General features: G+C 68.6%; 12 protein-coding genes and 3 pseudogenes. 9 read left to right on the forward strand and 6 right to left on the reverse strand.

Annotation, left to right across the window (positions count from 1 at the left end; translation table 11 throughout):
* Positions 1 to 88 precede the first annotated feature (88 nt).
* The 3 genes and pseudogenes from ACZ4Z3_RS16550 to ACZ4Z3_RS16560 all read right to left on the reverse strand — a co-directional run bounded on the left by ACZ4Z3_RS16550 (position 89) and on the right by ACZ4Z3_RS16560 (position 2927).
* Positions 89 to 580, reverse strand: a complete 492-nt coding sequence (locus ACZ4Z3_RS16550) for a DUF6086 family protein (RefSeq protein WP_468501653.1) — start codon at positions 578 to 580, stop codon at positions 89 to 91.
* Positions 581 to 594: 14 nt separating this feature from the next.
* A pseudogene (locus ACZ4Z3_RS16555) lies at positions 595 to 1405 on the reverse strand (IS5 family transposase).
* A gap of 46 nt (positions 1406 to 1451) precedes the next feature.
* Positions 1452 to 2927, reverse strand: a complete 1476-nt coding sequence (locus ACZ4Z3_RS16560; protein WP_468501654.1) for an MFS transporter — start codon at positions 2925 to 2927, stop codon at positions 1452 to 1454.
* A gap of 410 nt (positions 2928 to 3337) precedes the next feature.
* Between ACZ4Z3_RS16560 and ACZ4Z3_RS16565 the strand changes: the two genes are divergently transcribed.
* Both ACZ4Z3_RS16565 and ACZ4Z3_RS16570 read left to right on the forward strand, forming a co-directional pair.
* Entirely contained in the window at positions 3338 to 5119 is a 1782-nt protein-coding gene (locus tag ACZ4Z3_RS16565; RefSeq protein WP_468501655.1) for a fatty acyl-AMP ligase, read from the forward strand.
* Complete coding sequence (locus ACZ4Z3_RS16570) at positions 5116 to 11850, forward strand: SDR family NAD(P)-dependent oxidoreductase (RefSeq protein WP_468501656.1); 6735 nt, start codon at positions 5116 to 5118, stop codon at positions 11848 to 11850. Before ACZ4Z3_RS16565 ends, ACZ4Z3_RS16570 begins: the two co-directional genes overlap by 4 nt.
* Positions 11851 to 12063: 213 nt before the next feature.
* Here the strand turns inward: ACZ4Z3_RS16570 and ccrA are convergent, their stop codons facing one another.
* Positions 12064 to 13389, reverse strand: coding sequence for a crotonyl-CoA carboxylase/reductase (ccrA, locus tag ACZ4Z3_RS16575; protein ID WP_468501657.1), 1326 nt, complete (start codon positions 13387 to 13389; stop codon positions 12064 to 12066).
* A gap of 765 nt (positions 13390 to 14154) precedes the next feature.
* Here ccrA and ACZ4Z3_RS16580 point away from each other — a divergent pair.
* Both ACZ4Z3_RS16580 and ACZ4Z3_RS16585 read left to right on the forward strand, forming a co-directional pair.
* A complete protein-coding gene (locus ACZ4Z3_RS16580; protein ID WP_468501658.1) occupies positions 14155 to 15198 on the forward strand; it encodes an alpha/beta hydrolase in 1044 nt (347 codons plus the stop codon).
* Positions 15183 to 16424, forward strand: a complete 1242-nt coding sequence (locus tag ACZ4Z3_RS16585; RefSeq protein WP_468501659.1) for a glycosyltransferase — start codon at positions 15183 to 15185, stop codon at positions 16422 to 16424. Before ACZ4Z3_RS16580 ends, ACZ4Z3_RS16585 begins: the two co-directional genes overlap by 16 nt.
* A 262-nt stretch (positions 16425 to 16686) precedes the next feature.
* Here ACZ4Z3_RS16585 and ACZ4Z3_RS16590 read toward each other — a convergent pair whose 3' ends face one another.
* Together ACZ4Z3_RS16590 and ACZ4Z3_RS16595 are read right to left on the reverse strand one after the other, a co-directional pair.
* Positions 16687 to 17136 carry an SRPBCC family protein gene (locus tag ACZ4Z3_RS16590; protein WP_468501660.1) on the reverse strand — a complete coding sequence of 150 codons (450 nt, stop codon included), beginning with the start codon at positions 17134 to 17136 and terminating at the stop codon, positions 16687 to 16689.
* Positions 17137 to 18732: 1596 nt separating this feature from the next.
* Entirely contained in the window at positions 18733 to 19617 is an 885-nt protein-coding gene (locus ACZ4Z3_RS16595; RefSeq protein WP_468501929.1) for a helix-turn-helix transcriptional regulator, read from the reverse strand.
* Between the two features lie 100 nt (positions 19618 to 19717).
* On the opposite strand from ACZ4Z3_RS16595, the gene ACZ4Z3_RS16600 reads away from it, so the two are divergent.
* The 5 genes and pseudogenes from ACZ4Z3_RS16600 (at position 19718) to ACZ4Z3_RS16620 (ending at position 23975) form a co-directional block, all read left to right on the forward strand.
* Complete coding sequence (locus tag ACZ4Z3_RS16600) at positions 19718 to 20572, forward strand: NAD-dependent epimerase/dehydratase family protein (RefSeq protein WP_468501661.1); 855 nt, start codon at positions 19718 to 19720, stop codon at positions 20570 to 20572.
* Positions 20539 to 21239 (forward strand): annotated as a pseudogene (locus tag ACZ4Z3_RS16605) (FAD-dependent oxidoreductase); the annotation flags it as partial. The gene ACZ4Z3_RS16600 and the pseudogene ACZ4Z3_RS16605, both read left to right, overlap by 34 nt.
* 4 nt (positions 21240 to 21243) lie before the next feature.
* Positions 21244 to 21897: pseudogene (locus ACZ4Z3_RS16610) on the forward strand (fumarylacetoacetate hydrolase family protein); the annotation flags it as partial.
* Between the two features lie 49 nt (positions 21898 to 21946).
* Positions 21947 to 22549: a TetR/AcrR family transcriptional regulator gene (locus ACZ4Z3_RS16615; RefSeq protein ID WP_468501662.1), complete on the forward strand. Its 603-nt coding sequence runs from the start codon at positions 21947 to 21949 to the stop codon at positions 22547 to 22549.
* Between the two features lie 229 nt (positions 22550 to 22778).
* A complete protein-coding gene (locus tag ACZ4Z3_RS16620; RefSeq protein ID WP_468501663.1) occupies positions 22779 to 23975 on the forward strand; it encodes a cytochrome P450 in 1197 nt (398 codons plus the stop codon).
* Position 23976 lies beyond the last annotated feature (1 nt).

Consider the following 23976-nt stretch of genomic DNA (forward strand, 5'->3'; position numbering starts at 1 on the left):
CATTTCCGGGCCAAGCCCGGGCTAAGACACCGTTTCTCTTGGTGGACTGCATCGGTGGGCAAGCGATCGGCGGACCCGGTTGCTCTGGTCAGCGAGGCATGTGCTGCCCGAGCTCCCGTGCCTTCTCGCACAGTCCCGCACCCCAGGTACGCCCTTCGGCCGGAGCGGACATCCCTGTGGCTGCGGAGATCTGTGTACCTTCGAGTGCGCCATCCGGGGCGGACCCGAACTGTGCCCAGTCCACCCTGATCCCTGCGCGCTCCGCGAGAACCAGCACGGTGGCGGTGAACCCCTCGGAGAGCGCAAGCACTATGGCATGGCTTGTTCTTCGGTGCTGCGCCAGTAGGGCGTTGACGAAGATCTCGAAGATGACCGGGTCGATCTGGCACTCGTCGTTCTCCATCGGCCCGATGCCGGATGAGAGCTCCAGCTCCGCCTCGAAGACCGATACTTGGCGTTGGAACAGACGGGAAGCTCCGTTGGACGGGTTCCACAGAGTCTCGTCGCCTATATCGAAGTACTGGCTCAACACGGCACCTTTCGGCTGGTCATGACAGGTGAGCGTATCCAGCCGGATCACCGCTGTCCTCGCTGTTACGTCCTGGCCAGACGCCGGTGACAGATAAGGGCTGCGGCTATGCCGACGAAGGCCAGGAAGTGTTCGGCCTTGCGCTCGTAGCGGCGGTGCAGGCGTCGGCAGCCGGCGAGCCGGACACCGTCCCCTCGACGACTCAGCGGTGTCGGCCCAGCCACTGCGAGGACTCGATGCCTTTGCGAGCAATGCGGTGGCGGATGCCGCGCTTGCGGAGCCATCGGCGCAGGTGGTCGTAGTCGTATCCCTTGTCGGCGTGGAGCTTGGCCGGTCGTCGACGGCGCGGGCCGCGCCGAGAGCGGATCGGCGGGATCCCCCGTACAAGCGGCTTCAGACCGAGGCTGTCGTGCATGTTGGCGCCGGAGATGCCCAGCGACAGAGGTAGACCGTTCCGGTCCGTGATCAGGTGGATCTTCGATCCGTTCTTGCCGCGGTCGGTCGAATTCGGTCCGGTCAGTGGCCCCCTTTTGCGGCCCGGAGGCTGACGGAGTCGATGGCGCACCGCGACCAGTCCAGCTCGCCTCTGGCGCCGAGCTCGTCCAGGTGGACGCGGTTGAGCCGGGCCCAGACCCGGTCCTGGCTCCACCGGGCGAAACGCCGGTAGACCGTCGGCCATGCGGGGCCGAACACCGGGGGCGACTGCCGCCAGGTGCACTTTGAGATGGCTACGAAGATGATCGCCGCCAGGCATTCGCGGTCGCCGGTCCTCCGTTTGCCGCCGCCCTGCGGGCGTATGACCTCTGTCGGCGGGACCACCCGCCGAAACAGCGTCCACAACTCGTCCGGTACCAACCGCTCCACCAGATCCGTCATGCACGACTCGACTAGCGATCACGCCATCAGAAACGGTGTCTTAACATCAAGGCCGGGGCCCACCGCCTGCGCACCCGGCCTTCGGCGGCGGTGAAGCGCCGCTGATCACATGCGCAGTCGGTGGTCGGCGACTGTGCAACGTCCACAAGGCCACCGGCGCGCCAGCCGCAACCAGCGCGGCAGCGGTGTAGAGCCCCGCTTGGTATCCCGCCAGAAATGCCGCGCCGACGTGGGCCCCCGCGGAAGCCGCCGAGTGTTGCCGGTACGTGACGATCACACCGACCACGGCGACGCCAAGGACGCCCGAGGCTTCGCGGGTGGCGCTGAACAAGCCCGCGGCGATACCTGACGCATGGTCAGGGGCAGCCTCCAGAGCCCGCGTCGTCAAGGGAACCGCCATGGCGGAGCCGATGCCGATACCGGTCAGCCCGGGCAGCAGGTCGGTGAAGCCGCCCGCGGCGCTGCCGCGGGCCACGAGCAACAGCCCCAGGGCCACAAGTAGCAATCCCACTGCCGACACCCGGCCCTCACCCCACCGCCGGACCATCTTCGGGACCAGTACAGCGGTCACGAGCAAGGCTGACGCCACTGGCGTGAAGGTCAGGCCGGCGGACGTCGGGCTGAAATCCAGCACATTCTGCAGGAATTGCGAAGTGAAGAAGAAGACGCCAGTGACTCCCAGGCCCCACAGCAACTGGGTGACGATTCCTCCCGCAAACGCCCGCCGACGAAGCAGATCAGCAAGCAGTGTTCTCCTGCTCGATGATTCCGTTACCACGACGATAATCAAGCAGATGAGGGACACGCTTCCAGGAAGAAGGATTCTGGCGGCCGTGAAACCGTAATGAGGCCCCTCGATCAGGCAATAGGCGAATCCGCCAAAGAAAAGACAGGCCAGCATCACTGTGCGGAGAGGAAGGGCGGAGCTTGGGGCCTGCCGCAGGACAGCCCCGCCGGGTGTGGCGGCGCGAGGAATCGCCGCAACCGTGACGAGCAGGGAAAGAACGCCGAGCGGCACGTTGATCGCGAACAGCCAGTTCCATCCCAGGTGTTCTGTGATAATTCCGGAGATCACGGGACCGCAGGCAAGTGCGGTGGCCAGTGCCCCGGTCAGCGCGCTGATGCCGGCATTTCGCGCGCCGGAGGGCAGGTCGTGGGACAGCACCGCTAGTGAAGCTGGCATGATGAGCGCCGCTCCCACCCCTTGCAGCGCCCGGTAGACGATCAGGTCCGGACCGTTGGTGGCTACGCTGCACAGCAGTGACGAAGCCGTGAAGAGGGCGATGCCCGACACTTGCGTGGGGCGCCGCCCTCTGGAGTCCACACAGCGGCCCCCCAGCAGCAGGAAGCTGGAAAAGGTGAGGGGGTACACCGTCGCGACCCACTTGAGGCCGGACTCGCCGAGGTTCAACTCCTCTTGGATTTGCGGAAAAGCGACGTTGACAATGGTGTTGTCGACAGCCGTCATGAAGGACGGCAGGGTGATCGCCACCAGAACGCCGAATCCGCGCAGTCGACTCATCAACCATACCCCGGAAGTCGACCCCGATCGACGGGGGCGGGAGCAGCCCGAGCGGGCTCGAACAAGTGGAGCAGGAATACATCGTACGGAGAGGACCAACGGACTCAAGCGGACACGCCACGCTTGTTCATTCCGCCTGGCTGCCCTTCCCTTGCGCTCCTCCCTTCCGCCCTGTGCGCAGCATGGATGCGAATGAGGATCTCCGTACGGCGGACCCCGCGTGTCGTCATGTCAATACCATAAGTTCATGTTTCGCTAACGCTGAATACGGGGCCTCTCCGGCATGCCGGAAGGAACGGAAGCACGCCCGTACCCATCCTTCCCTGTGCCGCACGGGGCGCGCCTCGGAATCGGCCGGCCGTGGAAAACCCTGTCATGCTGTCCGACCCCTATCAAGGCATGGTGATCAAATGTCGTCAGCCACGGGCAATACCCTCAGTGGCCATTTGGCACTCTCCGCCCGGCAGGCCCCCGATGAGGCGGCCTTCGCCTTTGTGGACTTCGGCGCCAACAGGGACGGGACCTCGGTCGAGCTGACGTGGAACGAACTGGACACACGGGTACGGGCGGTGGCGGCAGGGCTGCGCCGGGCGGGTGCGGTAGGCGAGCGAGTAGCCATCGTCGCACCGCAGGGCCCCGACTACGTGGTCGGATTCCTGGGTGCCGTCTGCGCGGGCGCGATTGCCGTGCCGCTCTTCCCACCGGACCTGCCCGGCCACGGCGAGAAACTGGCGGCTGTGCTGGCCGATGCGGCACCCTCCGTTGCCATCTCCGCCTCCGAGCAACGGGAAGCGGTGGCCGACTTCTGCGCCGGCCACGGCATTGCTCCCCGTTTGCGCGTCGTGAGCGTCGAAGACCTGACGCGCACTGCTGGAACAGCAGGTACGGAAGCTCGGACAGCCCGGGAACCCCAGCCCGAGGACTGCGCCTACCTGCAGTACACGTCAGGATCGACGAGGATGCCGTCAGGGGTGGAGATCACCCATGCCAATGTCTGCGTCAACGCGCGGCAGGCGATGGAAGCGTATGACGTCCGCAGAGGTCGCAACTGCGCGGTGAGCTGGCTTCCGCTGTATCACGACATGGGTCTGATGCTGGGGATCGCCATGCCGGTCGTGGGCCGCATGCGGTCCGTCATCATGGATCCGCTGGATTTCGTCCAGCAGCCGGTCCGCTGGCTCCGCCTACTCACTCTCCATGACGGAGCCCTCACAGCCGCACCGAACTTCGCCTACGACTACTGCGTTCATCGAGTGCCACCCGAGGAACGGACCGGCCTGTCCCTGGGAACGGTCGCCGGCATGATCAACGGCAGCGAGCCCGTCAGCCCGCGGACTCTCGAGCGCTTCCATGAAGCCTTCGCGTCGTCCGGCATGCACAGGACCGCCATGCGCCCCTCCTACGGTCTCGCGGAAGCCACCGTGTTCGTCGCGGCGTCGCCTGCCGGGGAGGAACCGACCGTCACCTCCTTCGACCGAAACCTGCTGGCGCAGGGCACCGCGCGTGTCGCTGAACCGACGGAAGGCGGATTCATCACCGAACTGGTCGCCTGCGGCCGACCGACTGATCAGGAAGTGGCCATCGTCGACCCTGCCACCGGCCGCCGACAGGAGGACGGGGCAATCGGGGAGATCTGGGTACGTGGCCCGAACATCGGACGCGGCTACTGGGGACGCGCGCTGGACGGGGAGTCCTTCGGCGCCGTCATGGAGGACGGAGACCCGGCTGATCCGGCACAGCGTTGGCTGCGCACGGGCGATCTGGGCATGTGGCACGACAAGCAGCTCTATGTCACGGGTCGAATGAAGGACCTGGTGATCGTCGATGGTACGAACCACTATCCACACGACATCGAGCTCACCGTGGAAAGCGCACACCCCGCTGTCCGACGCCACCACACGGCCGCGTTCGCCGTGTCCACCGACGAGAGCGAAAGGCTGGTCGTCGTCGCCGAGCACTCCCCTGCCGTCACGGACCCGCACACGCATCTCGACGAGGTGACGCGGGCCGTACGCGGAGCTGTCTCAGCCACCCACGGTATCGCCGTTCATGACTTCGTCTACGTCCCACCCGGCTCCGTACCCCGCACCACCAGCGGCAAAGTTGCCCGCAGCGCCTGCCGCGCGCAATACCTCGCCGGCACCTGGACGGCTACGAAGAACGCGACACTGAAGGGATCTGGTACCGCATGACCACCGCACCAGGAGGGGAGGCGGAATCGCAGCCGCCGAGCACCGGGGACACGCCTCCGCCGGGGACCGCGGGTATCGAGGCACCGACCGCCACCGAAATCCGCTCCATGCTGCGTCGTCTGATCGCGGATCTGTGCGGCGTACCCGGCGACGAACTCGACGACGAGCGGCCCCTGACCGAGTACGGACTGACCTCGCGCGACGCGGTCGGTCTCAGCGGACGGCTGGAAGAGCTGCTCGACAGGACGCTTCCCGCCACCTTGGTGTGGGAGAACCCGAGCATCGAGCAACTGGTCCGCAGCCTGGCATCAGGACAACCGCGCGAACAGAGCACCCGCACCGAGACGGTGGCCAAGGGTACCGACCGTACCGGCGCCGACGCGATCGCGGTGGTCGGTATCGGATGCCGTCTCCCCGGTGGCATCAACGGGCCTGACGCCTTCTGGGAGGGACTGCTCGCAGGTACGGACGCTGTGGGCCAGGTTCCGGATGAACGCTGGCAGTTCTTCGACGACGGGACGTCCGAGACCACGGCGGCGCTGGCACGTACCACTCGTTGGGGCGCTTTCCTGGAAGACCTCGCGGGCTTCGACGCGGACTTCTTCGGGATCACGCCCGACGAAGCCGAAGTCATGGACCCTCAGCAAAGAATGCTGCTCGAGGTGGGATGCGAGGCCCTCGATCACGCCGGACTCTCGCTCTCGGCCCTCCAAGGCAGCGCCACCGGCGTATTCGTAGGCCTCAGCGCGCTCGAGTACGGGCATCTCACCACGGCCGATCTGTCAGGAGTCACGCCGTGGACGAGCACCGGGGCGGCGGGCAGCATCGCCGCAAACCGTATGTCGTACCTGCTCGACCTTCGCGGCCCCAGCATGACGATCGACACCGCTTGTTCCTCGTCCCTGGTCGCCGTGCACCTGGCGTGCCGCAGTCTCCGCGACGGCGAATGCGACACCGCTCTGGCCGCTGGGGTCAATGTGCTGCTCTCGCCGGCCATCACCGCCAACTTCGACCAGGTCGGCGCGTTGGCACCGGACGGCAGATGCAAGCCGTTCGACGCGAGGGCCGACGGCATCGTGCGCGGGGAGGGATGCGGCGTCGTCGTCCTCAAACGGCTGACCGACGCCCAGCGCGACGGTGACAGGGTTCTGGCAGTCATCCGCGGAACAGCAGTCAACTCCGACGGCCGCTCAGCCGGGCTCATGGCACCCAATCCGGTCGCCCAGGAAGCACTGCTGCGCAGCGCACTGCGCGACGCCGGCACGGAAGCAGCCGACATCGGTTATGTCGAGGCTCACGGCACGGGAACGCTGCTGGGCGACCCCATCGAGGCGGGAGCCCTGGGCGCTGTCCTGGGCCGTGGCCGCCCGGCCGACCAACCGCTGCTGATCGGCTCGGTCAAAAGCAACCTGGCGCATCTGGAGGGCGCAGCGGGGATCGTCGGCCTGATCAAGACGGTGCTTTCGCTTCACCACGGAAAGCTGCCTGCCAGCCTCCACTTCCAAAGCCCCAACCCGCACGTCGACTTCGCTGAGCTGGGCCTGCGCGTCGTCGCTGAGCCGACTCGCTGGCCGGAACCGGGGCGACGCCCCGCCCTGGCGGGCGTATCGGCCTTCGGCTTCGGGGGCACCAACGCTCATGCCGTCCTCGAGCAGGCGCCCCAGCCGGCTTCCCCGCGCGCCGAGGAAACCGCCGAGGGTGTCCCGCACATCCTCGTGGTCACGGCACGCTCGCAGGACCGGCTCGGCGACGTTGCCACCGGTCTCGCCCATTGGCTGAACGCGCGGGGCCGTACCCTGCCGCTCGCCGATGTCTGCCATACGCTGGCCCACCAACGCCGGGGACCGGCAGGCGCCGCCGTCGTCGGCCGGGGGCGGCAAGACCTCACCGCGGCACTCGCGGCGCTCGCCAAGGGCGAGACCCCGACGTGCGTCGTACCACCACGGACGGCACAGGACTCGGAAGCGGACCGGAAGACGCCGAGAAGACCGGTCCTCGTCTTCTCCGGTTACGGCTCGCAGTGGAACGGAATGGGCCGCGGGCTGCTGCGCGACGATCCCTTCTTCGCCGCTGCCGTACGCGAACAGGACCCGGTCTTCGAGGCGGAGACCGGCAGCTCCCTGACGGATCTCATCTCCCGCACGGACCAGGGCACGAGCGTCGACCTCACGCAGCCGCTCCTCTTCGGTCTACAGCTCGCCCTGGCTGACACGTTGCGCGCCTACGGCGTCGAACCCGCCGCTGTCATCGGACACTCGATGGGAGAAGTGAGTGCGGCCGTGTTCGCCGGCGCCCTTGACACCCGCGACGGCCTACGAGTGATCCTCAACCGGTCCACCCGGCTCGCGGCCATCGACCAGGAGCAGGCCGGCGCGATGGCTGCCGTGGAGCTGCCGGAGGAAACCCGCGCGGACGTCCTCGACCGCTATCCGGATGTCGGCATCGCGGTGTACGCCTCGCCGCGGCGTTGTACCGTCACGGGTCCCAGCGAATCTGTTGCGCGCGTGGTCGAGGAAGTCGAGGCGCAGGGACGACTCGCCCGGCTCCTCGCTGTCGGCGGCGCCGGACATTCACCGGCAGTCGATCCCGTCCTTCCAGCCCTGCGAGACGCCCTCGACGGCGTCAGCCCACGCACCGCGACCATCCCCTGGTACGGGACGGTCCTCGACGACGCGCGCGCCGGCATCCATGCAGATGCGGACTACTGGTGCGCCAACGCCCGCCACCCCGTTCGCTTCCAGCAGGCGGTGGCCGCCGCCGCGGCCGACGGCCACGACATCTTCCTGGAGGTCTCACCCCACCCCATTGCTGTCGTCCCCGTCACCGAGATTCTTGACGTGGTGGCCCCGGGGCACGGCCGAGCGCTGTCGACGATTCACCGGGACAGCGATGAAAGCGTGCGGCTGCGCACCGCACTTGCGGAGCTCCACCTGGCCGACGTGCCAGGTCTGGCCCGACAACTGTGGCCGGACGGCAAGCGGGTGGCCGTGCCGAGCCCTCCCTGGCGTCATGTCCCCCACTGGTTCCGCAGGGGCAGCGTGTCGAGGCGGCCGGTCCCCGCAGGCGGCCATGGGATGCTGGGTACGCGGGTGGAGGATCCCGGCACGGAGCGTATCCTGTGGCACGGGGACATCGGCACCGACGGCTGGAACCAGCAACCGGCCAAGCTGCACGGCAGAGCCGTTCTCTCGCTGCCCGTCTGCGCGGAACTCATGATCACCGCGGCGACTGCCACGAGCGACAGGTCCATCGAGACGGTACGCATCGAGAACCTGGCGGTGCACCATTGGCTGCCGGTCTCCGCGAGGACGCCTGTCACCATCGTCTGGGAGCCGGAGGGGCACGATCAGGCAAACGTCGGCATCCACTCACGGTCGTCCTCCGGCGCCTGGCTGTGCCATGCCTCTGCCCGCGTACTCACCAGACCCGAACCGCTGGCCCGCCGTGAACCAGGAGGGGTCGCTCCCTTCGAGGTCGGCTTCCCCGTGCCCGGCGATGAGGCGCACGCACCGAACCAATGGCCGCACGGAGAGTTCCTCCATTGTGTCCTGCACGCACCTGCTGGTCGCGACCGCCCGGACGGGGAGGTGCCCGGGGCAGATCAGGCACCGTCCGCGACGGAAGACGTCCCGGTCTTCGTGCGGTCTCTGCAGGTAGGGCTGCGGGCTCCTGCCCGGGGCGAGTACCGGGTCCGATGCCTGCCGCGTATCGACGAATCGACTTCCGGCGACGCCCGGGGGCGATCACCCCACCGCGGCAGGTGGGACATCCACGCGGAGGGCCCCGGGGGGTGGGAGCTGGCCGTCGCCCACGACACGCAGCTCCGGGCCGTCGAACCGGGGGAAATTCCGCGGCCGCTCGACGAAACCACGTATGAGATCACGTGGGAGAAAGCACCGGTCTCCCTCCCCTCCCCACCCTCCCACGTCCTGCTGCTGACGGATCAGTCCGGCGGCGGCGTCCACCCCTGGGCCGCTTCCCTCGCGTCGGCACTGCGGGAACAAGGCGTCGAAGTGGCGCTCGCGGATCACCAGGCCGATTCCTGCGGCAGCCTGTTGGACGCCTGGCGGGAGGAGACACGCGACGGGCGGGCTGCCGTGATCATGCTCCTGGCGGCCGGTCCCGAGCCGCCCGGAGCGTGCCGCGGACTTCACGCCGCCGCGGACGTCGCCCGGCGTCTGGCCTCGGACGAGCGGCGGCTGTCGCTTCCCCGGCTGTGGCTGGTGACCGAACGGGCCCAGACGGTGCTGCCGGGGGAAGCGGGGAACCCCGACCTGGCCGCTCTTCGCGGTCTGGTACGCGTATCGGCCCTGGAGCATCCCGCTCTGCGTACGACCCTCGTGGACATCGACCCGCAGCCCGGCCTCGTCGACGACCTGGCCCAGGAACTGCTCGCCGACGGCGAGGCCGACGAGGTGGCCTGGCGCGGAGGTACACGCTTCATTGCCCGGCTGGCTGCCGCGGGCCCCGACGACGCCTGCGCCAGGGTGCCCTTCGCGCGTTCCGACGGCGCCTACATCGTGACAGGAGGACTGACCGGCCTCGGGCTGGCGACGGCGCGAAAGTTGGCCCAGCAGGGCGCCGGCCGCATCGTCCTGAACGGCCGCAGCGCCCCGAGCCGCGCGACGCAGGCCGTCCTCACCGAGCTCGGCGAGCTCGGTACCTCCCTCGTCGTGGTGCAGGGAGACGTGGCTGAGCCCGGTGTGGCTACGCGTCTGGTCGAGGCGGCCCTGTCCAAAGGCCATTCCCTGTGCGGAGTCGCACACGCCGCGGCCGTGCTCCACGACCGCGTCATCACCGACCTGCAATCGTCCGACATCGAGGCTGTCTTCCGGCCGAAGGTCACTGGAGCCCTCCAGTTGGAGGCGGCCACCGCGGGGCACGATCTCGACTGGTGGCTGGTGTACAGCTCCGCCGCCGCCCTCTTCGGCTCTCCCGGACAGGCGGCCTATGCCACCGCCAACGCCTGGCTGGACGCACACGCCCACCGGCGCCGGGCCTGCGGCCTGCCGGCAACCGCCATCGCATGGGGCCCCTGGGCCGACGAGGGTGCGGCGCCCCAGAACCCCGCCGTGGCTCTTGAGCCCATCACCTCGGCCGAAGGGCTGGACGCCCTCCAGGCGCTCGTCACCCGGGGCAGGACATACACCGGCGTGGTACACCTGGACGCCCGTCGGGCTCTGGAAGCCTTCCCCGGACTGGACACGGTCGCGTTCTTCGCGGAAGTTCTGCGAGTCGATGGTCTCCCCGACGACGACTGGGGCGGCCCGGGAAGCATCTCTGCGCTCGGCGAAGCTGCTCCCGCCAGAATCTACGAACGTCTCGTCAGGCGTACGGTCGCTGTCATGGGAGGTGCCGTCCAGGACGCGGACGAGAACGTTCCGCTGACCGACCTCGGCCTCGACTCCCTCATGGCCGTGCGGATCCAGAACGCCGTGAAACAGGACTTCGCCGTGGCGTTGCCCGGGCCTCTCCTGCTGCGGGGAGCCAGTCTTCGTGCCGTCGGTGACGCGGTACTGCAGGAGCTGGGTCTGGCAGGGGCTGACACCGGTGACATGGCACCAGCCGCTCAGCCGAAAGGCGTCGAGCAGGAGGGCGTCGGCAGCGAGGCGATCCCTGCGCTGCCGGCCACGCTGGATCCTCGAGATGCCGCCGAACGTCTGGTGGCAGGCGTCTGGCGCGAGGTCCTCGGACGGCGGCCGGAAGGTGTCAACCAGGACTTTCTTGCCGCAGGTGGTGACCAGCACACCGCTCATCACCTGGTGGAGGGCATCCGCCGACGCCTGGGCGACGACGCCCCGTCCCTTACCGAGGAGCAGGTGCTTGACCACTCCACCGTCGCCACCCTCGCCGAGCTGATCCGGCCCGCGGTGAACGAAACGGCCGGGTCTGTCCTACGCGTCCTCCGCGACATCCGACCCGGCACCCACCGGCCCGCCCTGTTCACCTTTCACCCCGCCGGTGGCCCGACATCGGTCTACCGACCCCTCGTCCAGCTACTTCCGGCGGAACAGCCCGTGTACGGATTCGAGCGCGTGGACCGCCTCCACACGATGGAAGAGAAGGCCGCCCACTACCTGGGTCTCATCCGGGAGCTCCAGCCAAAGGGGCCGTACCACCTGCTGGGCTGGTCCTTCGGCGGCTGTCTCGCCTACGAGGTCGCCCGCCAGCTCCGCGAGACGGACCAGGCCGTGGGCTTCCTCGGGCTCATCGACACCATCCTGCCGGCAGCCCTTTCCGGGCTGGACTCCAGGGAACTGCTCCTCGAACGGTTCGGCCGCTTCGCCGAGTACATCGAGAAAACATACGGCCACCGTCTTGACCTGCCCTACGAGGAACTGGCTGCCACGCCTGACGAGCAGCAGATCGACGTGGTCATGCGACTTGTCGCCGAAGCCGGCCTCGACATGAGCCCCGGCATCATGGAGCACCAGCGGACGTCCTACATCGACGCGCGCGTCGGAGAGCGGTACCGGCCTCAGCCCTGTCCGGACCCCGTCGTGCTCTATCGGGCCCAGGAGGCACAGCGGCTGACCACGTCGCTCGACCCTCGTTACCTGCGCAGCGAGCCAGACCTCGGGTGGGCGCCGTTGTGCCCGTCGCTCGAGGTCGTACCCGTCCAAGGCGACCACTTGTCGCTCATCGACCCGCCCCACGTCGAGGTCATCGCACAGCACCTGACCAAAGCCCTTCAGGGGCAGGGGCAGGGGCAGGGGCAGGGAGACGGTTAGTCGTTCGGTTGCGACGCCTTCGAACGTGCGGGACCGGGCCGAAAACGGAGTTCACGCCCGTCCACCCCGAACCGACCGGTCGCACGGGCGAGTCGCCCGTGCCGGACCTGCTCGACGTGCGTTTCGGCCGGACCCGATGAACGCCAGGGCTGCTCTTCCGCACGAGCCGGCGGGCGCCCTTCGCCATGGTCGCGGCAGGATCATCGGACGCGCTCATCCAGCCTGGAAAGTGCGCAGACGGTCCTCTCCCACTCGCGCCCTGGCCTGCGGGTCCGTCACCCCCAGCCCAGGGCGTGGGGCCAGACACAGAACGCCCACCTTGCCGATGTGCTGGTTGGTCTGGACGCTCCGGGCAGCCGTTGCGGCCTCTTCCAACGGGTATGTCTTCGACAGGGCCGGCAGCAGACGGCCCATGCTGAGCAACCGGTTGACCTCCCACTGCTCATGCAGGTTGGCCCCGTGGCTTCCGATGATCCGCTTGAGTCGCATCCACAAGTAGCGGTTGTCATAGCTGTGCTGGTATCCGGTACTGGAACCGCACGTGACCACTGTCCCTCCGCGTCTGGCGAGAAAGACCGAGGCACCGAACGTCTTCTCGCCGACGTGCTCGAAGACGATGTGCGGGTCTTCGCCCAGCGCGTCGCGCACGGCGGCGCCGATCTTCTTCCAGCCTTCCGGCCGCTGCAGCAGGGTGGCGTCTCCCCCGTCGATCTCCGAACGGTTGATGACGACCTCGCATCCGAGGGACCGCAGCAGGTCAGCCTTCCGGCGGGAGTTCACCACGCCCACCGGAATACCGCCACCGTTACGGACGAGCTGCACCGCGTAGGAACCGAGCCCTCCGGTCGCACCCCAGATCAGCACCACATCGCCCTGCTTCATGTGCGCTCCGCGATCGCTGACCAGCATGCGGTACGCGGTGCCGGCGCACAGGGGATTGACGGCCGCCTCCTCCCAGGTGAGCAGTCCTGGTTTGGGCATCAGCTGGCTTGCCCGCACGATCGCGTAGTGTGCCAGTCCGCCGAAGTTCGTCTCGAAGCCCCACGCTTTCTGCCCCTCGCCGAGCATGCCGTCCCGATGTGTGTCATGGTCCTGGTCGTCGACGTAGGCGGTGGCCACCACGACGTGGTCTCCGACCTTCCACTTGCGCACCGACGACCCTGTCCGCACGATGACGCCCGCGGCGTCCGACCCCACGATGTGGTAGGGCAGGTCGTGGCGCCGCTCCCATCCCCCGGCCTTTGCCATCTGTTTCAGGAACTGAAACGTCGGGAGCGGCTCGAACATCGCGGTCCACACGGTGTTGTAGTTGATGGAGCTCGCCATCACAGCTACCAGTGCCTCGTCCGGAGCCAGTTCGGGCATCGGGACCTCGTCGACGATGAGGGACTTCTGCACATTCTTGTCGTCGACGTCCTCGAACATCCCGATGTCAGCCAGACGCACCACCGCCGCGGCGAACCGCTTGGGCAAAGGCAGTTTCTCCAGCGCATCCCCGCCGACACCCGCGATGACGGCTTCGGACATGGTCGTGCTCATCGAGTCTCCCTCGCTCCGGGCCGCGTGGAGCCCTGCCCTTCAGTTCACCGGCTGATCTGACCCGCCACTTGTACCTAGCAAGCTGCCTGCATCGTCGCGTCGCAACCGCACAGCCCCCCGCCTGGCTCCCCCTGGACGAAAGGCGCAGGTCAATTGAGGTGCAGCGGCATGCGTGCCGTTGCTCGAAGGGTGTAAGGGCATGGCCGCCCGGCGGCCGGTGCGGACGTGACCGGACGCGCGCCCCGCCGGCCGGCTGACCTTTCAGGCGGTGCCGTCGGCCTTCGGGCTCCGAGCCCGATTCATCCCCTCCATCGGACGGGATCCTGCGACGGCATGGGCGGCCGACCACGGAGTGGTGGTCCGGTTGCCTGACCTGACCGCGGGGGACACGTCATCGCCATGGTCGCGGTCGCCCCCGACGCGCCAGATGCCCCTCCCTCAGGTGACGTGCGATCGGATGATCACATTCATATCAAATCGGTGTGTCTACTGGTCTTTAATGACCTGTCTCGCCATGGTCTGCATGTATATATCCACGCTGGTTCTGACGACCCGTTGGCGCCCAGGACGGCAACCCCTGCCATGTCCGCTGCAGGGTCTCGTGACGACTATGGCCCCCCCGTGGCCAAGACCCCCGGGAGCCGTAGCCGCTCAGCACGGGCTGGGCCGTGCATCGTGTCAGCGGTCGGACCGGGGGGCTCCTCTCCGCTTCCGCCTGTGTTCCATCGTTCCAGGCTTCACCCGCCCCAAGGAGTTCCGCAGCCCATGCCATCCGCCCCCGCACTGTTCACCGGCCGGGCACGACTCACCGGCCTGTCACTCCTTGCCTGCCTTTTGCTCCTCACACCGCTGTGCCACACCGCGACAGCCGCGGCCACCGACGGCCCGGACCACCGATCGTGGTCGGCCGACACCGGCGCCTGGATCACAGGCGTCAAGACCCTCGACGAGCGCACGCTCGATCTGACCGTCCTGTCACGGGCCATGCGAAGCACCGTGCCGGTCCGTGTCATCCTCCCCAAGGAGTGGCACAGCGAGAGGAGACGCACCTTCCCCGTGGTGTACATGCTGCACGGCGGGGAGGACGACTACACCTCCTGGACGCGCGAGACGGACGTCGAGGCACTTGCCGAGAACTCCGGCGCACTCGTCGTGATGCCCGACGGCGGGAGATACGGGTACTACTCCGACTGGTACGTCGGCAGGCCCCGCTGGGAGACGTTCCACACCAGAGAACTGGTCCGGCTCATGGAGCGCAGATTCCGGGCCAACTCCTCCCGGGCCGTCATCGGCCTCTCCATGGGAGGGTTCGGCGCGCTCAACTATGCGGCGCGTCACCAGGGAATGTTCCAGTACGCGGCCTCCATGAGCTCGTACGTCGACCTCAACGACCCCTTGGTGCGTTTCCTCCTCGACCTCGGCTCCCTCGGGGACGGAACGAATCTTCATGACATCTGGGGCGACCCGAAGGAACATGACGACATCTGGCAGGCCCACAACCCGTCGGCCATGCCACGCGCCTTCCGAGGAACGAAGGTCCACCTGTCCACGGGAAACGGAACGCCCGGCCCCCTGGACGACGGCAATCCGTTCGGTGTGACCCTCGTTGGCGCGCTCGCCGAAGCCGCACTCCCGGCATCGGTGAGCAAATTCGCCGAATCGCTCCGCTCGGTGGGCGTCGACGTCACGACGAACCTCTACGAACCCGGGACGCATTCCTGGCCCTACTGGGAGCGGGAACTGCACCGCATCTGGCCCACGGTGATGAAGGAACTGGATGGATCGAGGGGGGCATGGCCCGCACAGTAGTGATCTTCGCCGCGGGGTCGCGCGGCGATGTCCAGCCGTGTCTGGCGCTGGGCAGGGCACTCATCCGCCAGGGCGATGCCGTCCGCCTGCTCGCCAGCGCCCGTTACCAGCAACTGATCACGGCGGCGGGACTGCAGTTCCACTCGCTCCCGGCGGACCCCACCGAGATCATCGAGTCACCCGAAGGCCAGGAGCTGCTGGCCGGCAGACGCAGTCCGGCGGCCTTCATCCGCAGCATCAACCGGATCGTACGTCCCCTGTTCTCCCGCTTGCTCGCCGAGACCCAGGCCGGTGCGCAGGGAGCCGATCTCGTCCTTGCGCCCACCTTCGGCTTTCTGGGCGTCCACCTCAGCCAGTATCTGCGCGTCCCGCACGCGATTGTCCATTTCCAACCCAGCCAGCCCACGGGCGTGTTCCCTCACCCGTTCACGCCGGCCGCACGCTTCCTCGGATCCCTCGGAAACCGTCTCAGTTTCGAGGCGGTCAACCTGGGATCGTGGCTGGTCTCCCGCCCGTTCATCAACGCCTGGCGCATGGAGAGCCTCGGTCTTCCCGCCCTCTCCCCGCTCGGCCCTTTCCGCCGAGTCCGCCATGTCCCCGTGCTGTGTGCCTTCAGCCCCACCGTCGTACCCCGGCCGACCGACTGGGGGCCCAACGTCCACATCACCGGCTTCTGGCACCACGAACAGCCACTGTGGAAACCGCCACGGCGCCTGCTCGACTTCCTGGACGACGGACCCCCTCCCGTTTACGTGGGCTTCGGCAGCATGAGAACCAACGACCCCGAGGCCACCGACCGTGTCGTACGCGCCGCACTGCGGCGCGCGGGACTGCGTGGGGTCCTGGCCGGAGACCCGACCACGAGTGACGACGACATGCTCGTGGTCGGGGACACGCCCCACAGCTGGCTGTTTCCCCGTATGGCTGCGGTGGTTCATCACGGCGGTGCAGGCACCACCGCCTCGGCTCTGCGTTCTGGAGTGCCGTCCCTGGTCTGCCCGTTCTTCGGCGACCAGCCCTACTGGGCCGACCGGTCCCACAGCCTCGGAGTGGGGCCGAAGCCCTTGCCTTCCAGGCAGCTCACCGTCCCCGCTCTCGCCGACCGCGTGCGAGCCGTCACGAGGGACAGCGGCCATGCTGACGCGGCCCGCCGACTGGGCCGTGCGCTGACGGCCGAGGACGGGGTCGGGCGTGCATGCCAGGTCCTGAACCGGCTTGTCAGGTAACCCAGCAAAGCGCTCTATGTGTGCAGACAACCGCGCCTTCGCCGACCCCGACGGCCTGATCACCGCCGTCCGGCGCGGCCTACGCCACTCCAGTACCGCCCCGGCGTCCTCGATGGCTGTCTCACCGGCACCGGCCTCCGACACCAGCCACCATGACGACACGTAACTGGATAGGTGGCTGGTTGGCTTGGCTCGGTCGGCTCTGTGGCAGCTGCCGGGACCCTGTACCGCCGCTGAGGGCGTGGTGATCGTCAATCTGGGCTCAGCGCAAGGCGCTGGCGAGGTAAGCGTTGCGGGTTCTGATGAGGCGGGGCATGTACCAGCTCAGGACAGTGCGGTCGGCGACACGTCCGAGGAATCCGAACGGCGAGGCAAAGTCGACGACGTCCCTCATAACGGTGCCGCCAGTGCCGTCCGGCTCGAAGTGATGACTGTGATGCCATCGCTTGAAGGGGCCGGCATCCTGCTCGTCAACGAAGCACTGGGGCGGGTCATACGCCGTAATGCGGGCGGTGAGTCGCCAGGTCAGGCCGAAGTGGCGGGCCTGGAAGGTCACCGTGTCGCCGAGTGAGAGTCCGCCTCGGGTCCTGCCGCCGACCGCCCGCTCCGACGAACCTGCCATCGATCGCGTGTGTGCTTCCACGTCGAGGCATGCCTCGAACACCCGGTCCGGAGGTGCGGCGACGGCTGTCACGATCTCGAAGTGCGGCACCGGGCCATCCTAGAAGGGCGTGCTCGATCGCCGATCGGTTGGGGCCGGCGTGGTCAAGTGGGTGGCGGGCATCCAGGGACTGCCTCGCATGGCTTGCACGAGGACGTCGACCATGGGCTGGTCCTGGCGGGCCGGGGTGGCGAGGTAGATGCGGATCGCTGCGAAGTCCTGGGCGCCTTGCAGGGTCCGCAGACACCCGGAGACCCTGCTCCGCAGTATTCCCACACTGATCGTCTGCTCGGCGGGGTTGTTGCCGAACGGCAGCCGCAGGTCGTGGACCCGGCGCAGTTGAGTCGGGGGGCAGCCAATCGGAGCGAAGGGTGACCGTCGTAGGAGCAGGAGTACCGACGGCAGCGAGAAGCCTGCGGCGAGCCTGGCCCGTCGTGTTACTGAAGTCCACCGTGCCGTCGAAGGACACCTCGCCGTCGGAGAACACCGCGCCGACGAAGAGCACGCTGCCTCCGGAGAACACCGCGCCGCAGAACAGGGCGTCCAGGTCGGGTTCGGCCTCCAGCAAGTCCGCCAGCCGGGTGCAGCCCGCCAGGGCCCTTACGGTCTGGCGGCATTCGCGTAGTGCACCGATGAAGACGCCGGTGACCTGTCTGACGACCGAGCCGATGGTGCCGGGCAGCGTGAGCGCCTAGCGTGCGGCCGCCATCGTGCAGGAGGTAGTGCACTGGTACACCGAGCTGATCGCTGCCGAGCGTCGGGCGACATCGCCTGATGATGAGCGGATCGCGCAATTGGTGGCGGAGAGGGTGGCTGCCTACCAAGACCTCCAGCGCGTGGAGTTGGCCGACTCGGAGGAGCGGGAACGGGTCGCCGCGCTCTACGCGGCCCACCTGAGGAAACTGAGCCGTAGCCCGGCTGAGGCAGGGGAGGCAGCCGTATGTCGGGGTGAGCGGTGGTGATCTGGGATTGCTGGAGGCGGGCGGGCGTCAGCGGCCGGGGCAGGGCAGCGATGCTGTCCAGCTCGCTGCGGTGCTGGGGCAGGGCCTGGCTCAGTCCGTGGAGGAGCCGGATGAAGTGAGCGGCTTCCTGCTCGGTATAGGGCGGATGCGATCGGAGGCCAGCGCCCATGAGGCCCGGCCCGGCGCGGAGGGACGCTCCTGGCGCAGCAGGGCGTGGCCGTCGCGGTGGATCACCGTCACTGTGGTGACGGCCGGGGGTGGGTGTCGGCGGCCGCCGTGAGGTCGGCGACGGCCTGGTAGCAACGGTCGTCTCCGGCAGAGATGGTGAACCGTCCGGTGATTCCGTCTTGTGGCCATCAATGACATCGATTGCCTGGATCTCGACTACTCATTTCCGAGTCCTTTATGTCGAGTACCAGTTACCCGTTGAGCCGAAGCGCGATCGTCGTCACATAGGCAGACTTGTTGTCACTGGCGGTGCCGCGGTGTGCTGTCGATCGCCTCGGCCAGCTGCTCGGCGTGGGTGTCTGACAGGGGCTTGAGCCCTCGGTAGGAGGGGTGGTCGTCTGTCTCCTGTGCCAGTGGGAGAAGTTGTGCCGCTGTTCCCGGCCCCAGGTGGCGCGGGAGTCCGGGACCGTGGGCATGTGCGGTGGGCAGGGATCGAACTCGAAAGACGCGCACGCGGTCAGGAGCTCGTCGGTGTCAGGTCCTGCAAGCCCACCACCCGCAGCAACTGCAAGCGCTCGGACGACTCCGTGCCCGGGCGGGCCGTGTGGATGACGAGCTGCTGGTTGTGGTCGGAGTTGACGAGGACCTCGCAGTCGAGTTCGAGGATGCCGATCGCAGGATGCCGGAAGCGTTTCGTGGCGGCGCGGCGTACGGCGACCTCGTGTTCGTCCCAGAGGCGGGCGAACTCCTCGCTCGCGGCGCGTAGTTCGGCGACGAGGGAGGCAGGCTCGGGGTCCGTGGGGCGGGCCGACGCCACCGCTCGCAGGCCGGCGACCTGCTCGCGGGCGCGCTCCGGGCGGTCCTCGGGCGGGAACAGCTCCTGGAGCGCCGGGTCCAGGAAGAAGCGGCGGATCATGTTGCGTCCTCGGGGCGGGCGGGCGAGGACGTCTCCGCTCAGCGCCCGCGACAGCGCGTTCTGGGCCAGGACCTCGCCGCAGTCGGTCACCACCGTCGCCGGGGTGTCGTGCAGCCGGTCCAGCACCTGGAGCAGGCCCGGGCGCACGTGCATGCTGGTCGCCTCCCGGCGCGGCGGCTGTTCACCGGTGAGGTGGAAGAGGTGGTCGCGCTCGTCCTCCGTCAGGCGCAAGGCGCGGGCCAGGGCGGTGAGCATCTGGCGGGACGGGCGCGGGCCCCGGGACTGTTCCAGCCGCGTGTAGTAGTCCACGGACATGCCGGCCAGCTGGGCCACCTCCTCGCGGCGCAGCCCCGGCGTACGGCGGCGGGCTCCGGCAGTGAGGCCCACGTCGGAGGGGCCCAGGCGGGAGCGGGCGCGGCGCAGGAAGTCGGCGAGGTGGGCTCGGTTCGCCTCTCCAGGGTGCGGGAGGCCGGCCGGCTTATCCAGGGACTTTCGATCCCCTGATGAAGAGGTCTCTCCCGGTCGTCCCCGCGTCGGCCGAGGCTGGTCACCGACGACAGGCGACACAGTGCGTGAGGAGTACGTCATGCTGACTTTGGTGACCGGTGCGACGGGACAGGTCGGACGCCGCTTCGTGCCGAGGCTGCTGGTCCAGCGGCAGCCGGGCGAGCAGGTTCGAGTCCTGGTGCGGGACGCGGCCCGCGGCGAGCGCTTCGCGGAGCTGGGCGCCCAGGTCGCCGTAGGAGACATGCGCGATGAGGAGACACTCGGTAAGGCGCTCGCCGGCGTGGACGCCGTCGTGAACGTCGCCGCATCCTTCCGCGGGGTGCCGGACGAGGAGGCATGGGCCGTCAACCGGGACGCCGCGGTGGCCCTGGGCCGCGCCGCGCAGGCCTCCGGCGTGGAGCGGTTCGTGCAGGTCAGCACGAACAATGTGTACGGCGTCGGACGGGGCCGCCCGCTGACGGAGGAGGATGAGAGCCGGCCGGGCGGCGAGATGTGGGGCGCCTACCCCGAGTCCAAGGCCGAGGCTGAGCGCGAACTGCTCGCGCTCAAGAGCCTGGACGTACGCATCGGACGGCTCCCCTTCGTCTACGGCGAGGGCGATCCGCACCTCGCCAACTCCTTGCATTGGGCCGCCCGTTGGGCGCCGCACCAGCGCCTGCAGATGGCCCACCACGCGGACGTCGCCCAGGGCCTGATGCGTCTGCTGTACGCGCCGGGCATCGCCGGCCGGATCTACAACATCGCCGATGACGCCCCCGTCACGACGGTCGAGCTGTACCAGCTCAACGGCGTCGAGGTGCCCGCTGGGCTCCACGAGCTCACGGACCCCGACCCGTGGTTCGGGATCATGTCCAACCAGCGGATCCGCCGGGAGCTCGGCTTCCGACCGATCTACGCGAGCGTCTGGACGGCCCGGGACGCCGGATCCCTGTGAGGATCACTGCGCCGGGTCAGTCCACCCCTGTGCGGCAGGCCCTGACCCGGCCCGGAACCCGGGTTGTCGTCGTCGGAGGCGGCTTCATCGGCTGCGAGGTCGCCGCCATCGCCGTCGCTCTGGGCGCCCGCGAGGTGACCGTCGTCGACCCGCTGCCCTGCCGATCGTCGGCCCCCTCGGCGAACTCCGCGCCAGGGCCCTGCTGAAGCGCCACGAGGAGCGCGGTGTGCGCTTCGCCCTCGGCATGGGCGTGACCGGCTTCACCGGCGACGACCACGTCACCGGCGTCGCCCTCGCCGACAGCACCGTCCTGCCCGCCGACGTGGTCGTCGAGTCGGTCGGCTCGGTCGCCAACACCGAGTGGCTGGACGGCAACGGCCTCGACCTGAGCGACGGCGTGCCCACCGACGAGCACCTGCGCGTCGGCGGACGGCCCGACGTTGGTGGCCGTCGGGACGTCGCCCGCTTCCCCAACGCCCGCTACGACGGCGTACCGCGCCGTGTGCAGCACTGGTGCATCCTCACGGACACCGCCAAGCACGCCGCGAAGACCCTCGTCGCCCACCTGACCGGCGCCGGCCACGACCTGTCCCCGCTCGCGCCGCTGCCCACCCTCTTGAGCGACCAGCACGACTTCCGCCTGCAGTCCTTCGGGGCACCGGTGCTCCAAGCTGCCGGACACGCCCACGTACTTCCACAAGCCGACCTCAGCCCTCAACTCCCACCGGGGCGCGATCGTCCGTCCCGAGGGCTGCAAGTGGCTCAACTACGAGGGCGAGGTCGCCATCGTCATCGGGCGGACGGCGCGCAACATCTCCCCCGCCGAAGCGGGCGAGTACATCGCGGGCTACACCGTCGCCAACGACTACGGCCTGCACGACTTCCGCGACACCGACGCGGGCTCCATGCTCCGGGTGAAGGGCTCCGACACCCTCTGCCCCCTCGGTCCCGGACTGGTCACCGACTGGGACTTCCACGGCAAGAGCCTGCGCACCTACGTCAACGGCGAGGTCGCGCAGGACGGATCGACCGACGAGATGCAGTGGGACATGCACCACCTCGTCGCCGACATCGCCCGCACCATCACCCTCTACCCGGGCGACGTACTCCTGTCCGGCACCCCCGCCAACTCTCGCCCCGTCCGACCCGGTGACGTCGTCGAGGTCGAGGTGGAGGGCCTCGGACGGCTCACCAACCACATCGTCACCGGCCCCACCCCGGTCCGTACCGATGTCGGCGCCCAGCCCACCGAGTCCGAGGAGGTCGTGTCCACCGCGCCCGGCGGCGACCGGGAGTTCCGCGGCATCCGCCCGTCCAAGCGCTGACGCTCCTGCGACGGTCTGCCAGTCCCGGCGTACGGGTAGGGTCGCGCTCATGAGCGATTCCTCCGAGAAGCCCCCGGCCAGGCCCCGCAAGCGGGTGGACTACGGGACCGGTCGTGAGGCCCTGCTCAGCGCGGCCGTGCGCGTGGTGGCCCGGGGCGGGCTGCGCAAGCTCACCTATCGTGCCGTCGCGGAGGAGGCGGGTGTTACGCACGGTCTCGTGGTGCACCACTTCGGTTCGCGGGACGCGCTGATCGAGGCAGCCCTCGAACACGCGGTGCGCACCAGCGCGAGTACGAGTTCCCTGGAGCCCGGCACGGGCGACATCGCGGACTTCGCCGCGGGACTGGCGGACATGGTCGCCCGCGAGCCGGCCCTGCAGACGTTCCAGTACGAGCTCATGCTCGAATCCCGACGCAGGCCCGAGCTGCTGCCGCAGATCCGCGCGCTGTACGACGAGTACTTCCAGGCCACGGAGAGGGAGCTGTCCCGCAGCCTGCCGGAGGGCACGAGCCCGGCCCTGACCCGGCTCGTCTTCGCCGCCCTGGAGGGTCTCGTGCTGCACCAGCTGGTGCTCAACGAGCCGGACGTCACCGAGGCCGCGCTGAAGGAACTGCGGTCGTTGCTGACCCGGCAGCGGGGAGACGCAGAGTAGTCGCCCCCTGCCAATCCCCGCATAACAGCAGGTCAGGACGAGCCTCCGTCGCCTAGCGACGGGGGCTCGTCCGTTTCCGGCGGCGTAAAGAGTTGATTACGTGCCCGCGAAGTATTGACGAAATTATCCGGCTGGATAATTCTCGGCGGTACGGGGTCCTTGGGTCGCCCCTCCTTCTTCCACTCCCCAGCTCCCTCCGCCTCGCGCCCGATACGAGGAGTGCCTCGCCATGACCGTCACCACCGCCGAACCCGCGTCCGCCACCGAGGACCTGCTGCCCTTCCGTGACCCCGGCTTCCGTGCGGACCCGTACCCGTACTACGCGCGGCTGCGGCAGGAGCACCCGGTCTACCGGCATCCGCTCGGCCTGTACGTCGTCTCCCGCTACGAGGATGTCGCCCGGCTGATCCGCAACCCCACCCTGAGCGTGCAGCAGCTCGACTTCGGACCGGCCGCCCCGATCCACCACACCATGCTCGGCAAGGACGCCCCCGACCACACGAGGCTGCGGCGGATCACCAACCGCTGGTTCACCCCCAAGGCCGTCGAGGAGTGGTCCAAGGTGATGCGCGCCTCCGTGGAGGCCGTGCTCGACGGGGTCGAGAAGGGCGACGGCACTCTGGACGCGGCCGACGGGCTGTCCCTGAAGTGCACCTTCGAGACGACCTGCCACATCTTCGGCATCGAGCCGACCGAGATGGACACCATCCAGCGCAAGACCTACGAGATCGGGCTGAGCCTCGGCCCCGGCGGCAACGACGAGGAGGCCAAGGGCACCGCCGAAGCCCTGGAGTGGTTCGCCGGGCACATCCGCCGACTGGTGGCCGACAAGCGGGCCCACCCCGGCGAGGGACTGATCGACGCGTTCATCGCCGCACAGGACGAGGGCAGGATGACCGAGGAAGAGGTCGTCTACACGATCTTCCTGTTCTTCGCCGTGGGCCACCTCGACGTCAAGCACCTGATCAACCACGGCCTCTGGCTGATGACGCGGCAGCCCGAGCTGTTCGCCGCCTACCGCGACGAGCCCGAGGCACGGCCCGGCATCATCAACGAGATCCTGCGCATCGACACGCCCGAGTCGATGGTGGTGCGCCTGACCACCCAGGACACCGTCATCGGCGACACCACCGTGCCGGCCGGAGAGGCGCTGGCCCTGCTCATCGCCTCCGCCAACCGCGACCCCGAGGTCTTCGCCGACCCCGACACCTTCGACCACACCCGCCCCCTCGCCGCCAGCCAGCACCTTGCCTTCGGCTCCGGCATGCACGGCTGCGCGGGTCAGGTCCTGGCCCGCGCCGAGGCCGACATCGTCTTCAGCTCCATCGTCGACCGGTTCTCCGGTGTCGAGTTGGCGGGAGAGCCCGCCCACGCGCACACCGAGTTCCTGCGCACCATCACGCATCTCCCCGTCCGTTTCCGCTGAT

It is taken from the genome of Streptomyces sp. NPDC030296, from assembly GCF_055572815.1.

Excerpts from the sequence above, each read along its gene's own strand:
- ACZ4Z3_RS16560 (WP_468501654.1), bottom strand. The coding sequence starts at position 2,927 with ATGAGTCGACTGCGCGGATTCGGCGTTCTGGTGGCGATCACCCTGCCG.
- ACZ4Z3_RS16565 (WP_468501655.1), top strand. The coding sequence starts at position 3,338 with ATGTCGTCAGCCACGGGCAATACCCTCAGTGGCCATTTGGCACTCTCC.
- ACZ4Z3_RS16570 (WP_468501656.1), top strand. The coding sequence starts at position 5,116 with ATGACCACCGCACCAGGAGGGGAGGCGGAATCGCAGCCGCCGAGCACC.
- ccrA (WP_468501657.1), bottom strand. The coding sequence starts at position 13,389 with ATGAGCACGACCATGTCCGAAGCCGTCATCGCGGGTGTCGGCGGGGAT.
- ACZ4Z3_RS16580 (WP_468501658.1), top strand. The coding sequence starts at position 14,155 with ATGCCATCCGCCCCCGCACTGTTCACCGGCCGGGCACGACTCACCGGC.
- ACZ4Z3_RS16585 (WP_468501659.1), top strand. The coding sequence starts at position 15,183 with ATGGCCCGCACAGTAGTGATCTTCGCCGCGGGGTCGCGCGGCGATGTC.
- ACZ4Z3_RS16600 (WP_468501661.1), top strand. The coding sequence starts at position 19,718 with ATGCTGACTTTGGTGACCGGTGCGACGGGACAGGTCGGACGCCGCTTC.
- ACZ4Z3_RS16615 (WP_468501662.1), top strand. The coding sequence starts at position 21,947 with ATGAGCGATTCCTCCGAGAAGCCCCCGGCCAGGCCCCGCAAGCGGGTG.
- ACZ4Z3_RS16620 (WP_468501663.1), top strand. The coding sequence starts at position 22,779 with ATGACCGTCACCACCGCCGAACCCGCGTCCGCCACCGAGGACCTGCTG.